We start from the raw sequence: 13,122 nt of genomic DNA, 5'->3' as shown, positions 1-13,122 counted from the left end.
CGAAGGTTACATGATATCAGCGAGACTTGGAAACTATCTCATCAAATTAGTTCCCCCATAGAACCCCCTTGAGCCATCTCGCACACTTTTCTCTTTTTGTCAAATTTTATGTTAAGAAAGATGTGACTAATGGATAGCTTAATAAGGGGGGCAGGGGGGATCGAACCTAAAATCCATTTTTAATTTAATTATAACCAGCTACTTATCTAAGTTAAAAACAACAATAAAACTAGCGATCGATGGGCGTGATCAGTAAAGTTAAATTACGAGAGTTTTGGGAACGCCACTCGGACGCAGAAGAAGCTCTTAGCGATTGGTATAACTTCGCTAGTAAGGCTAACTGGAAAAATTTAGTAGAGGTTCAAGGTCGCTACCCGAAGGCGGAGGCGGTGGGAAATTTTACAGTTTTTAATATCAAGGGAAACAAATACCGTTTAATCGCTGACATCAATTATTCTCGTCAAACCATTTTCGTTAAATATATTCTAAGTCACGCTGAATACAATAAGGAGAACTGGAAAAATGATCCCTACTTCTAATCCATTAACCTATGGTGATTTACTCTTGCAGTATCAACCGAAACCGATTAATAACTCCCAAGAATACGAGCGATTTTTAAGCATAATTGAAGGGATGATGTCACGGGAGTTAAGCAATGACGAAGGACTATTATTCGATTTATTGGTGTTATTAGTGGAAGAATACGAGCGGAAACATTATCCGATCGCCCGAACAAATCCTACCGCTACGTTAGAATCTTTACTTGATGAATTCGATATCGATAGGGAGTGTCTTGTCGATATTTTCGGCGATCGGGATAGAGTAGAATCGGTGATAGGGGGAAAACAGGCGATCGCTCCTTCTCAAGCCGAGTCTCTAGCCGAATTTTTTAATCGTTTAAGTGCGAAACTGGCGTTAAGCGCCAGTGATTTTCTCTTGTAGCCTCGCTTTTCCTTCGGGGACTGAGGGGGGAGACCATATAACAAATCCTTACTTTCTTCAGAGGTTAGATTAATTAAGATAATGTTACAAAACTTTATGAAAAAGCCGTAGTATGATAATTTACGCCAGTAAAGCGAACACAATAAGGAGCAACACCCATAATGCAGTCGGCCGAGATGTTGCTGACAGTCCCCAAAGAGTATTTAAAAGCACCGGGGGGCTTCAACCCAAACGTTACCATGTTTTTTAGTGCCTTGAGCCTAATAACCCTATCTACCTGTGGCTATTGGCTATGGTCCTGGCCTGACTGGATTTGTTTTAGTGCTAATGTCCTCGCTTTACATTTATCGGGGACAGTTATCCACGATGCCTCTCATAATTCTGCCCATAGCAATCGGACATTTAATGCTATTTTAGGTCATGGTAGTGCTTTAATGCTCGGTTTTGCCTTTCCGGTCTTCACTAGAGTCCATTTACAGCACCATGCTCACGTTAACGATCCCGAAAATGATCCAGATCATTTTGTCTCCACTGGTGGCCCTTTGTGGATGATTGCGGCCAGATTTTTTTATCACGAGATTTTCTTTTTTAAGCGGCAACTCTGGCGGAAATACGAACTACTGGAATGGTTCCTCAGTCGTCTTTTTGTGGCTACCATAGTCATCGTCGCCTGTCAATACGGTTTTATCAGCTATGTGATGAATTTTTGGTTTGTTCCCGCTTTAGTGGTGGGAATTGCCCTCGGTTTATTTTTCGATTATCTCCCCCATCGTCCTTTCCAAGAGCGTAATCGTTGGAAAAATGCCCGCGTTTACCCAAGTCCCCTGTTAAATCTGCTGATTTTAGGGCAGAATTATCATCTCGTGCATCATCTCTGGCCGTCGATTCCCTGGTACAAATACCAACCGGCATACTATGCCACTAAACCGCTTTTAGACGCAAAAGAGTGTGAACAGTCTTTAGGTTTACTGCAAGGTAAGAATTTCTGGAGTTTCCTCTACGATGTCTTTTTGGGGATTCGCTTTCACTCCCATTCTTCTAAAACTTCTTGATCTCACTTATCGTAATGGTGAGGTACAAACTTTTCATTTTGGGAAGTCGGTGGTCGATTTTATGAGAAACTCTGTATCTGTACTGGTTTTGTTGTCAACTTGATTTTTTTAAGGAGGATTTTATGGGTCAGCATTGGGGAAAAGCCTTAATTTTAACAACAACTTTCTTGACAATTAACATCGATTATGCTAAGTCTTTAACCTTTGGTGAGGCTGTTGGTATTGGGGCGGGGGCCTTGTTAATCAACCGGGCGGTACAGGATAATAGACAACGTTATCGATTTGTGCCACCAGAGCAAGAATTTCAGCGCGGACTAGAGGACGGTTTTAACTTTGCCCGCTATGATAATCCGCGCAATTCCAGAGACTACGATGACGGTTTTATCGAGGGAAGAAGACGGCGGGAGTCGGGTTGGTCCAGTCCCAACCGGAGAGGTTGATTATTTTTTTGGTCTGCGTCCCAGTTCGGCGGTTTCTTGAATGGAAAAAATCCTCAATTTGCCGTCGATGGGAGCGACTTTAGCCACCGCTTCCGATGCCACTATATAGTTATCACCCTCGGTGTTGGTAATATTGACTACCCGCTCGCGAGTGATAATCGCCATCTCGTTATTTGCAAGAATATCCACGTCCCAATTCTCAGAAAGAACCTCTATACTTTTAATATTTTTGTAGGATTCCTCTAAAAATATTTTATGTTCCGTGATGCCATTTAACTCAAAAATTTCGGTACTAGCATCGGTTTTAATGGTCAATTGCGAGGAAATAAACGGGGCATAGTGTTTGAGGATTAGGGCGATATTTTTATCTTTAATAGCGGTTTCAATGTCTTGAATCATTGCTTTAATTTCCGCTTCCTTGATTGTTTGTCCCCCATCGCGATTACTCGATTGTTTCACCGGCACTATCGAGGGATTAGCGTGGACAAAAGGGGGGGAGATGCCGGGGAGAAGGGATAAACCGAGCAATAGAACAATTAATTGGGGAGAACGCATAATTTAATAAACTTGGTAAATTCAACCCGAATCATAGCATTTTCTCGTTACCGAATAAATCCTCAAGCTGAAAGTCCCCGGTTAGGGAAGCTAACAGAGCAAAATTCTGGCTGTGCAAAGTCTAGGTTGATCCTTTAGCTATTTTTGGCTTGATATTTCCAGAATAACAGGGGTATGATCGCTAGGTTTTTCTTGTTTTCTGGGTTCTCGATCAATCAGACAATTAACGGCTTTTTCGTATAGCTGAGGAGTTAAATAAAGATGATCGATTCGCCAACCTCGGTTACGAGCAAAACCGCCGCTGCGATAATCCCACCAACTATAATGTCCTGGGTCAGATGTGAATTTTCTAAAGGCATCTTGTAAGCCAATTTCTAAGACCTTTTCTAAAGCTTCTCTTTCTTTAGCTGAAGACATAATATGATTTTCTTTGCCTTTGGGATCATAAATATCTTTATCTTCTAAGGCAATATTAAAATCACCACAGATACATAATTCTTCAGGTTGAGAATTAATAACTTTATCTAGATATTTCCTGAGAGTTTCTAACCATTTAAGCTTATAAATATATTTATCACTATCTAGGGAAGAACCGTTAGGAACGTAGAGATTAATAATCCGAATATCGCCGATTACTCCAGTAATTAGCCGTTTCTGTTCGTCTAGTTCTCCTGTTAAATTTTCGCCGATAATGGGACTAAATCCCACAGTGATATCCTCCAGGGGTTTTTGGCTAAAAATCGCCACACCATTATAGGCCTTTTGTCCAGAAATATAGAGATGATAACCCAAAGATTCAAAAGCTTCTCTGGGAAAATCTCGATCGATTACCTTGGTTTCTTGCAAGCATAAAACCTCAACGGGATTGAGTTGTAACCAGTTAATTACCTGCTCTTGTCGGCTGCGAATCGAGTTGACATTCCATGTGGCGATTTTCATAGCTAGGGTCTGCTGAAAAAGTTTGTTGGTGGGGGCAGGGTGTGGGGTGTGGGGTGTGGGGTGTAGGGTTTTACCGATGTTGAGGTAGTCAGTTACCTAATTTTTAGGGAAAAAGTACCTGAATTTTACCCCCGATCCCTCCAATGGTCGGCACTTTTTGAGGGAAAAAAAGTCTAAAAGCCTTATCCAACAAGGTTTTTAGATTTATTCAGCAAGCCCTAGCTAAAAACCGAGAATTTTTCTCACACTTCCTCAGCAAAACTGGTGCGACGCACAAACTCAAAAGGACCGGCGATCGAACCCCAGACTAATTGATCGGTTTCGGGATCTAAACCGCGATCAACGCTAATTAATCCCCGTTCACTAATTTCAAAACTATTATCTAAATAAGTCATTTTATCTTTGCGAAAGACTAAACATTGTTTCCCCGGTTTCACCATCCCTTTAAAACTGTTACCCGTCCAAGTTACATTCATATCACAACCCGGCATCGGTTCTAATAGTTCTAAGCTGAGATTTTTGAGACGCTGGGGTTCTCTAGAAGCACCAAAAAAGTTAGCTTCCTCTTTAACTTTAAAGTTTTCTAGTTCAATATGGTCATCGACTACCGACAATTTAAATACTCGCAAACGATAGGGAGTATTGAGCATAAAATCGTAGGCCTGCTCTAAAAATAAACTGGTTCCCCCCAGTAATTCATCGGGTAAAGGACGCATACACACGCGAATATGGGCGAAAAAAGGCGGATTAGCAAAAGCTTGTTCTTGATTACTAAAATCCGCCGCCATCCAGCGTGCTAGGGTTTTTATATCCGTGGAATGAGTCATAATTTTTGAGATATGAATGGCTATTAGCTATCAGCCATCAGCTAGTTAATCGCTCTGATAAATTTTCACTGATTACTGATAACTATGTCCCGACAATTGTTATTGTGCAATTACTTTAATTTCGATATCGGCACTAACTTCGGGATGGAGTTTGACTTGTACTTTATAGACTCCCAATTGACCGATATCGGGGACGGTAATACCACGGCGATCGATTTCTAATTTAGCATTTTCTAGAATAACCGTAGCCACATCTTGACTGGTGACAGTACCGAAAATCGCCTCGTTTTCACCCACCTGTTTAGGGATGGTGTAGGGACTGAGTTTTTCGATCGCAGTTTTTCTGGTTTCTGCTTCTTGTTTTTCAGCAAGGAGACGTTGACGCTCTTTTTCTTTCCTAAATTCTGCCTGTTTCATCGCACCCTTGGTGGCTAAAACGGCCACACCTTGGGGGATAAGGTAATTGCGTGCATAACCGGGAGCCACTTCCACCACATCGCCATTTTCACCCAATTTGCTGACTTTTTGATTGAGGATAACCTGCATTCGTTTCGCCATGATCTTGACCTAAAACAATAGTTCCAAAACCTTTATCATACCATGCAATCGTCAAGTCTCGATCACAAGTTAGTTATTGCCGGCGGCGATTATTTGGGTTAATAGGGGACCGATTGCCTGAAAGGCCGAGGGTAAAACCGCTACGGTGGCGGCTGCGATAATAATTGTTGTGGCTAATCTCAGCACTTTCTCGGAGGCTTTTTCGTAGGTGTCAAATTTATAGTCGAGCTTGTCTAATCTTTGGTCTATTTCCTGAAAGCGTTGCCCCATAGCATCAAAACGTTGGTCTATTTCCTCAAAACGTAGATCTATCGCCTCAAAACGTTGATTTACTGCTGTTTGGAAGCTTTTCAGTTCGTTGAGAACATCGGTTAGGGTGGGTTCTTGAGTGGACATGGTGACACCTTGGGGAATTTGATCGCCTAGCACAATTATAACCCTAAGTCAAGCTTTTTTGATGATAATTAACGTTTTTATTGGTAATATTTTGACCTTGTTCCAGTATTGGAGACAACCAGTATTTCTATTCTAATAAGGTCTCTTTAATTGTTGTTAAAACTTTGCTATCTTTGACCATCCAAGCATGAAGCAATACGGGAATCGAAATTTCTTTCCCCACCGATAAACGGGAACTATAGGCAGGAAATATCATTAAATCGTAGGGAGTCCAGATAATTGTGGTTTTAATTTTATTTAAAATTTGTTGACAATCTTGATTTAAATCCTCTAGAAATTGACTCCCCGGCTGCATTTGTCTAATCCCATCTAAGGGTAAACTATACGCGGTTAAAGTGCCTCGATTCGGTGCAGAAATATTTAGGTAACGTTGCACTCTTGCCACTCCTCCCAATCTTTGCAGATAGTAGCGGGTAATTAGGCCTCCCATACTAAACCCAATCAGATCTACTTTCTGCTCTTTAGCAAAGTTTTTCTCGATATAATTCTCCACCTGACTGGCTAAAACTTCTAACTTTTCGTAACCATGATTGGGAATTAAATTAAAACTATGCACCTGCCAACCATGATAGTTTAAATACTCGCTCATCGGTTTAAAAACAGCAGTAGTGTCCAGAAAACCATGCACCAAAACAACGGGATTCATAGATGAGGTTTTATCCTTAAATTCTGAATCTATTCTAACGGATGATCGGGGTAATGAGCGAAAAATTTTTGGGAAGAGCCTATCTACTAGGTACGGCTACCGGCAACTTCTAAGGATTAGGGAAAAAACCAAAAAGTTTAGCGGCACCTCCTAAAATAGCGACTACCAATGCTATCAGAATCCCTCGATTGGTGAATTCCTGATAGGCAACCCTTGCAGTTAATCCCTCGATTTTTGTGCTTAGTCGTTCATCCAGAGCTTTGATTTCTCCCTTGAGTTCGGCCTGTCCTATTTCTACTTTAGTTAACCGGTCTTCTATCTTGTCAAATCTCTCATCAATACGTTTTTCCAGAGAGTCGATTTTCTCGTCAATACGTTTTTCCAGAGAGTCGATTTTCTCGTCAAGGCGTTTTTCCAGAGAGTCGATTTTCCCCTCAATCCTTGTCAGGACAGCTTCTAGGGAATAAGTGACAGTTTCGTTAGACATTTTGAGCAACTCCAAAAGTCAAATCTTCAGGGGTAAATGCTGGAGGCTATATCTTGCCGAAAAATCAGGGGTCTATAGGCGTACACGGATTCCCATTATAATAAAATCATAAGTCAAGACTTGAGTTTTTGTCAAGCTTTTTTTTGACGGCAATCAATGGCAAGAATTTCGGGGAAGTATTTAGCCACCGATGCCTAAACGTCCCGCTAAACTAGGGCTTAAAGGAATCAGAGTCGCCAACATTAAAAAGAGCAGTAATAAACCCCAACCGGCGCGGGTGTCATCGGGTTCCGTTAACTCATTTAAACTAGGTCTTTCCAACTCTCTTTGTAAAAAAGCGACCAAAATTGTCCAATAGAGAGGAATCGGATTACTGGGATTAACTAAGGAAATAATGCCCAAAATAACCAAAGTAGCCACAGTGGTGCGGCGGGCAATTTTGCGACCATAAATAGCCTGAACAATTCTACCACCATCTAACTGTCCGGCGGGCAGTAAATTAAGGGCGGTAATCACCAATCCTAACCAACCGATAACAGTTAAAGGATGCACGGAGATAACAGCATTTTGTAACTCGTCGCCCAAAACTATCCGCGCTAAAGAACCCACTAAAATTGAACTTTGGAAAAAGGTACTAGGGATTTGAAAAAGGCTGGCAGAATTAGATAAAGTCAGTCCAACAATTAACAAGATTAAAGAAACCAAACCTGCCAAAGCAGGACCAGCAAAAGCTATATCAAATAGAACACTGCGGTTAGGTAATAAAGATTCAAAACGAGTAATCGCCCCAAAAGAACCAATCTGCCAAGTGGGAAGAAAATAGGGTAAACTGAGACGAACATTATGGCGTTTAGCGATAATTAGATGACCGATTTCGTGGGCAATTAATACCGACCATAAACCCAAACTCAGGGGAATTGCTTCTCGATATCTCTGCCAATTACTAAACAAATCAAAACCCAATAAAATTCCCGCCGCTTCTAAGCTGGTGACAAGGGTGGCGACTAACAAAACTAAAGAGAGATTTTTTTGAGCAAGAGTTGCAGGACTAGGATCATTAGTTTTGGGAAGGATAATTACCACCGGTTTTTCCTCGGTTCCTTCCACCAAAAATAAACGATATTTATCGCCAAAATGATTACTTAATTTCTGGGTTAAGCGAGAGTGAACGCTATCTGGTTCTCCCCGTAAATTGCCTTTAAAAATTGCCCCTTCCTGAAAAGAGATAGTCTCGGTGGCAAAAAAAGTATCTATCCCAAAAATACTCTGAATAACTTTTAGATCCTGTTCGGAAATTGGCATCACATCCGGCACAATTGCTGTCACCGCTGCCGGGGTTTCTAGGGGAGTGACGGACTGGCTAACTGCTGGGTTAACTTTCGGTTCAATTATCTGATTGGTTTTCAGTAAGCGTAAACGGTTGCCCAAATAAATATAGATAATGGTGGAAGCAATCAGTAAAAAGAGAATTACCGCTAGATTGAGTTCAATTCCAGCCGCAAATAGCCCGAAAAAAATCAACCAAGGAGCAATTAGTACCAAGGACTGTAACCAAGGTAAAATTCCCAGTTGGCCGTAGGGTTTAGCTCGATAAAAACTCCAAGTCAAGATAGCACCAGCGACGAGGAAAATAACAGCGACCGCAGCAATTTCCGAAGAAATATTAACCATAGGAAAGTCAAAATTAACAGGTTTTTATCAATCAATTTGATTATAAGCTTGCAGGGCGGCCCGTAATTGCCCTCGATGCTTTTGTAACAATTCTTGTCCTGCCGCCGCCGAAAGTCCCGTTTTCTGCATTAACAAAGCCAGTTTAACCCGGCGGCCACTTTTTTCCAGTAAAATTGCCGCTTCCTCACGACTAATATCGCTAAGGTGGCAGATAATCCGCAGGGCGCGGTCATGGAGTTTATGATTAGTAACAGCCACATCGACCATCTGGTTGCCGTAAACCTTGCCTAACATGACCATTGTCCCTGTGGAAAGGATATTTAAAGCCATTTTCGTCACCGTTCCCGCTTTCAGACGGGTGGAGCCGGCCAGAAGTTCTGGTCCGGTCAATAAGCGGATATCCACATCCACCGCAATCTCCACCTGTTCGGCGGGGACACAACTAATGGCAATCGTCGTCGCACCTCGCTGTTTTGCCGCCTGTAAAGCCCCGTGAACGTAGGGGGTAGTACCCCCGGCGGTAATCCCCACTACCACGTCTAATTCGTGAATTTCTCGCTGGGCAATAATCGCCGCCCCATCTTCCGCTTTATCCTCCAAATCTTCGGAACTACGCACCAGCGCCGCCGCTCCACCGGCAATAATTCCCTGTACCAATTCCGGGGGAGTGCAGAAGGTGGGAGGACATTCGGCCGCGTCCAAAACCCCCAGCCGGCCACTGGTTCCCGCCCCAATGTAAAAGAGTCTGCCACCTTTAGCCAGAGCTTGACCGGTCAGGGAGATTGCTAGGGCCAATTCTTGCCGGGCCATGGCGATGGCTTTTAGGGTTTGGGCATCCTCCTGATTGAAGAGATCCACCAATTCGAGCGGGTTTAATTGGTCTAAATTTAGGCTGTTTGGGTTAATTTGTTCGGTTAACAGGTGTCCTCTGCTTTCCCACTGTTCCATAACGGTTTAATTGAGCTTTTCGTAAGATTATTTTTAGTATATAGCGAATCGGTGGGCTAAAAGCTTGACAATTGCCCCCCGAATATTAGATGATAGTAAATTGTGTCAATTCCTGCTCGGATCAGGTGAAGACATTAGCACAAAAGCTGGAATTTTTTTCAGCTACCTGTACGGCAAAACGAGCGCAGAAAATTCATGAGTTACGCAATTATTGAGACCGGTGGCAAACAGATTCGGGTGGAACCCGGTCGCTATTACGATATCGAACTTCTTCCCGTCGATGAACAAAGTACCCATACCATCGACAAAGTGCTATTAATCCATGATGAGGATGATATTAGCATCGGTCAACCCTTTATCGAAGGGGCCACCGTGGAAGGGACTGTCATGCAACATCGTCGGGGCAAAAAAGTTATTGTCTATAAAATGCGCCCGAAAAAGAAAACCCGTAAAAAACGCGGTCATCGTCAAGAAATTACCCGTTTTATGATTGATTCAATCAATTATAACGGTAAGACCCTAGTCGCCACTGCTGCTACCTCCGGTGCTGAAGTTGTGGAAGGTAGTAGCGATGAAGAAGAATAACTTTTAGAATCAAAAAAGCATTTGGAGAGAAATTATGGCTCATAAGAAAGGTACGGGTAGTACCCGCAACGGACGCGATTCTCGTTCCCAACGCCTAGGCGTTAAGCGCTACGGTGGTCAAGTGGTAAAAGCGGGAAATATTCTCATCCGTCAACGGGGTACTAAAGTTCACCCGGGTAAAAATGTTGGTCGTGGTGGCGATGATACTTTATTCGCTTTAATTGATGGTGTGGTCAAATTTGAATACAAGGATAAAAGTCGCCGTCAAGTTAGCGTTTATCCTGCTGAAGTTAGTGCTAGTTAATCCCATCAACTCTGATTAATTTTTTCCCTGTAACCTCCTAATTAATAATAGGGGGTTTTTTCAGATAATTTATCTAGCAATTATAGCAGTTATCTGAGGAAATCGGAGAGCTTTTTTTCAGTGATCAGTAAACAGTAATCTGTGAACTGAAAACTCACATCTGATAACTGATCACTGCTCACTGATTAAGCTGTAGCCTCTAAAAATACGCCTAAATTGCGGAATTTTTGATAACGAGATTCGCGCCGTTGTTGGGGTGTTAATAAAGATAAAGCCTCTAAATTTTCACTAATAGCGGCTTTTAAATTGGCTGCCGCTTTTATCGGATCAGCATGGGCCCCTCTGGAGGGTTCAGGAACGATCTGATCGATAATATTTAACTCTTTTAAATCTTTTGAGGTAATTTTGAGGGCAACTGCTGCTTTATCGGATTTTTTGGCATCTTTCCAGAGAATGGCGGCACAAGCTTCGGGAGTCGCCACGGTATAGACAGAATGCTCTAACATTAATAGGCGATCGCCGACACCAATCCCCAAAGCGCCGCCGGAACCACCTTCGCCAATAACAGTACAAATGATCGGCACATCTAAACGGAACATTTCCCGAAGATTATAGGCGATCGCTTCCCCTTGACCTAATTTTTCCGCTTCCACCCCCGCCCAGGCGCCGGGGGTGTCAATAAAGGTTAAAATTGGCTGATTAAACTGATGGGCGTGTTCCATTAAACGCATGGCTTTACGATAACCGCCGGGGGCAGCCATGCCGAAATTTCTAGCGACATTATCCTTAGTATCCCGGCCTTTTTGATGTCCGATAATCACCACGGGACGACCGTTAAAACGGGCAACACCACCCACAAGGGCAGGATCGTCATAACCACCGCGATCCCCGTGCAACTCGAACCATTCATCGGTGATTGCCTGAATATAGTCTAGGGTACTGGGGCGCCGGGGATGACGGGCTAATTGTAGCCGTTGGGAAGGGGTGAGATTGCTAAAAATTTCACGCCGTAATTGATTAGCTCGTTCGTCTAGTTGACTAATTTGTTCCGAGACATCTACGCTATTTTCTTGGGCTAATTCTTTAATCTGTTCGATGCGGGATTCTAATTCGTAGAGGGGTTTTTCAAAATCTAGGAGAAAAATCTTTTTCTCGGTAGTCTCGTTTTTGGTCATAGGTTAGTGGCTAGAAGTTTACTGTTCGCTAAGTAGTTAGGCGTTAAAAATTATCAAATACCCCCCTTATCAAGGGGGGACTAAGGGGGGATCAACACCCCCCTTATCAAGGGGGGACTAAGGGGGGATCAACACCCCCCTTATCAAGGGGGGCAGGGGGGATCAGAGGCAAAATCTATCTTCAATTTAATTATAACTACTTACTTAATCTTTTCTAGCTTACCGTTTTTCAGCGATCGATTATCGGCAGCTTCGGGATGACTGGGAGATGATTTCAGATTATCGATCGAATTTTGTCAATTGTTGTATAATGATAGATCGTGCCTTTTTCACCCCAAGGAGGATTAGTTATGGCAGGAAGTGAACTAAAAGCGGATCTATGGGTTAACGAATATATTACCCCCTGGGACATTTATAGTCATGGGGTTTCGCAAATTTTAGCCTACAAAAAAACCGCTTTTCAGGAGATGTATATTGTTGAATCGGGGGCCTATGGAAAAGCCTTGGTACTGGATGGCAAATGGCAATCTTGTACGGGGGATGAATTTATTTATCATGAAGCATTAGTGCAACCGGCAATGATTGCCCACCAAGAAGCAAAAACTGCTTTAATTCTGGGAGGTGGTGAAGGTGCGACAACGCGGGAGTTATTGCGTTGGAAAACAATCGAAAAAGTGATGATGATCGATATCGATGGGGATGTGGTAGCAGCCTGTAAGGAACATCTTCCCGAAATGCACCAAGGCACTTTTGATGATCCTCGTTTTGAGTTAGTTGTGGCCGATGCTTTAGAAGTTTTAGACACCACTAATGATAAATGGGATATTATTATTTCTGATCTGGTTGATCCCATCGGAGAGGGTCCTTCTTTCCCCCTATTCACGAAAGAATACTTTGAAAAACTACAAAGAGTTTTGGCCGAAAATGGCATTGTGGTAGTGCAATCTGGCCCGGTTTCTCCTCCTTCAGTGATGTATCATGCGCGTTTGGTGAATACTTTAAAAGCAGTTTTTCCCTACGTTCATTCCTATTGCGCTCCCACTCCTAGTTATGGTTCCCCTTGGGGTTTTACTCTCTGTGCTAATCATCCTTTAAATACTCGTCCCGATCCCGATGTGGTGGATGAATTAATCAGCGATACAACTACGGGAGGATTACGTTTAATTGATGGCATGACTTTGCTCGGAATATTACAAACTCCTCTCTATATTCGTCAAGCAATCGCACAAAATACGGAAGTTTATACCCTAGCAAAACCCCCGAAATTCTTCGGTCAAGGAGTAATCAGTAATCAGTAATCAGTAATCAGTTATCAGTTATCAGTTATCAGTTATCAGGAGTCAGGAGATAGGGTGATAGGGTGATAGGGTGATAGGGATTTAGGGGTTTAGGGGTTTAGGGAAATTTCAGCCAAATGCTCCATTTCCCCATTTCCCCATTTCCCCATTTCCCCATTTCCCCATTTCCCCATTTCCCCATTTCCCCATTTCCCCATTTCCCCATTTCCCCATTTCCCCATTTCCCCATTTCCCCATTT

The 13,122-nt window shown here is 42.7% G+C and carries 17 protein-coding genes; 7 read left to right on the top strand and 10 right to left on the bottom strand.

Annotated features, from left to right (window positions below; genetic code table 11):
- The first annotated feature begins 239 nt into the window (after positions 1 to 239).
- The 4 genes from IM496_RS17530 to IM496_RS17515 all read left to right on the top strand — a co-directional run bounded on the left by IM496_RS17530 (position 240) and on the right by IM496_RS17515 (position 2,434).
- Positions 240 to 539, top strand: coding sequence for a type II toxin-antitoxin system HigB family toxin (locus tag IM496_RS17530; protein WP_194018226.1), 300 nt, complete (start codon positions 240 to 242; stop codon positions 537 to 539).
- Entirely contained in the window at positions 523 to 942 is a 420-nt protein-coding gene (locus IM496_RS17525; protein WP_287662730.1) for a helix-turn-helix domain-containing protein, read from the top strand. Before IM496_RS17530 ends, IM496_RS17525 begins: the two co-directional genes overlap by 17 nt.
- A 161-nt stretch (positions 943 to 1,103) precedes the next feature.
- Complete coding sequence (crtR, locus tag IM496_RS17520) at positions 1,104 to 1,994, top strand: beta-carotene hydroxylase (protein ID WP_287662728.1); 891 nt, start codon at positions 1,104 to 1,106, stop codon at positions 1,992 to 1,994.
- Positions 1,995 to 2,116: 122 nt separating this feature from the next.
- Positions 2,117 to 2,434: a hypothetical protein gene (locus IM496_RS17515; protein WP_002763627.1), complete on the top strand. Its 318-nt coding sequence runs from the start codon at positions 2,117 to 2,119 to the stop codon at positions 2,432 to 2,434.
- Here the strand turns inward: IM496_RS17515 and IM496_RS17510 are convergent, their stop codons facing one another.
- The 9 genes from IM496_RS17510 to murQ all read right to left on the bottom strand — a co-directional run bounded on the left by IM496_RS17510 (position 2,435) and on the right by murQ (position 9,521).
- A complete protein-coding gene (locus tag IM496_RS17510; protein WP_287662726.1) occupies positions 2,435 to 2,989 on the bottom strand; it encodes a hypothetical protein in 555 nt (184 codons plus the stop codon).
- A gap of 138 nt (positions 2,990 to 3,127) precedes the next feature.
- Positions 3,128 to 3,928, bottom strand: coding sequence for an exodeoxyribonuclease III (xth, locus tag IM496_RS17505; protein WP_287662724.1), 801 nt, complete (start codon positions 3,926 to 3,928; stop codon positions 3,128 to 3,130).
- A 242-nt stretch (positions 3,929 to 4,170) separates the two neighbouring features.
- Complete coding sequence (locus tag IM496_RS17500) at positions 4,171 to 4,755, bottom strand: chromophore lyase CpcT/CpeT (RefSeq protein ID WP_287662723.1); 585 nt, start codon at positions 4,753 to 4,755, stop codon at positions 4,171 to 4,173.
- A gap of 99 nt (positions 4,756 to 4,854) precedes the next feature.
- Positions 4,855 to 5,313: a 50S ribosomal protein L9 gene (gene rplI, locus IM496_RS17495; RefSeq protein WP_002776364.1), complete on the bottom strand. Its 459-nt coding sequence runs from the start codon at positions 5,311 to 5,313 to the stop codon at positions 4,855 to 4,857.
- 69 nt (positions 5,314 to 5,382) lie between these two features.
- Positions 5,383 to 5,742 carry a ssr2422 family thylakoid membrane protein gene (locus tag IM496_RS17490; protein WP_103112024.1) on the bottom strand — a complete coding sequence of 120 codons (360 nt, stop codon included), beginning with the start codon at positions 5,740 to 5,742 and terminating at the stop codon, positions 5,383 to 5,385.
- Positions 5,743 to 5,836: 94 nt separating this feature from the next.
- Positions 5,837 to 6,415, bottom strand: coding sequence for an esterase/lipase family protein (locus tag IM496_RS17485; protein WP_194017111.1), 579 nt, complete (start codon positions 6,413 to 6,415; stop codon positions 5,837 to 5,839).
- 109 nt (positions 6,416 to 6,524) lie between these two features.
- Positions 6,525 to 6,902, bottom strand: coding sequence for a DUF4164 domain-containing protein (locus IM496_RS17480; protein WP_271946705.1), 378 nt, complete (start codon positions 6,900 to 6,902; stop codon positions 6,525 to 6,527).
- 180 nt (positions 6,903 to 7,082) lie between these two features.
- Positions 7,083 to 8,573, bottom strand: a complete 1,491-nt coding sequence (locus IM496_RS17475; RefSeq protein ID WP_287662722.1) for a site-2 protease family protein — start codon at positions 8,571 to 8,573, stop codon at positions 7,083 to 7,085.
- A 27-nt stretch (positions 8,574 to 8,600) separates the two neighbouring features.
- On the bottom strand, positions 8,601 to 9,521 hold the full coding sequence (murQ, locus tag IM496_RS17470) for an N-acetylmuramic acid 6-phosphate etherase (RefSeq protein ID WP_194017117.1): 921 nt from the start codon (positions 9,519 to 9,521) through the stop codon (positions 8,601 to 8,603).
- 195 nt (positions 9,522 to 9,716) lie between these two features.
- Between murQ and rplU the strand changes: the two genes are divergently transcribed.
- Both rplU and rpmA read left to right on the top strand, forming a co-directional pair.
- Entirely contained in the window at positions 9,717 to 10,106 is a 390-nt protein-coding gene (gene rplU / locus IM496_RS17465) for a 50S ribosomal protein L21 (RefSeq protein ID WP_287662721.1), read from the top strand.
- A gap of 34 nt (positions 10,107 to 10,140) precedes the next feature.
- Positions 10,141 to 10,410, top strand: a complete 270-nt coding sequence (rpmA, locus tag IM496_RS17460) for a 50S ribosomal protein L27 (RefSeq protein WP_002744094.1) — start codon at positions 10,141 to 10,143, stop codon at positions 10,408 to 10,410.
- A 185-nt stretch (positions 10,411 to 10,595) separates the two neighbouring features.
- On the opposite strand, the gene accA is transcribed toward rpmA, so the two are convergent.
- Positions 10,596 to 11,585, bottom strand: a complete 990-nt coding sequence (accA, locus tag IM496_RS17455) for an acetyl-CoA carboxylase carboxyl transferase subunit alpha (RefSeq protein WP_002744097.1) — start codon at positions 11,583 to 11,585, stop codon at positions 10,596 to 10,598.
- Positions 11,586 to 11,935: 350 nt separating this feature from the next.
- Here accA and IM496_RS17450 point away from each other — a divergent pair, with 350 nt between their 5' ends.
- Entirely contained in the window at positions 11,936 to 12,883 is a 948-nt protein-coding gene (locus IM496_RS17450) for a fused MFS/spermidine synthase (protein ID WP_194017119.1), read from the top strand.
- The last annotated feature ends 239 nt before the right edge of the window (positions 12,884 to 13,122 follow it).

Origin of the sequence: Microcystis sp. M049S2 (genome assembly GCF_020245625.1) — a bacterium.
Classification (GTDB): Bacteria; Cyanobacteriota; Cyanobacteriia; order Cyanobacteriales; family Microcystaceae; genus Microcystis; species Microcystis ichthyoblabe_A.
This window is presented reverse-complemented; position numbering and strand designations above follow the sequence as displayed.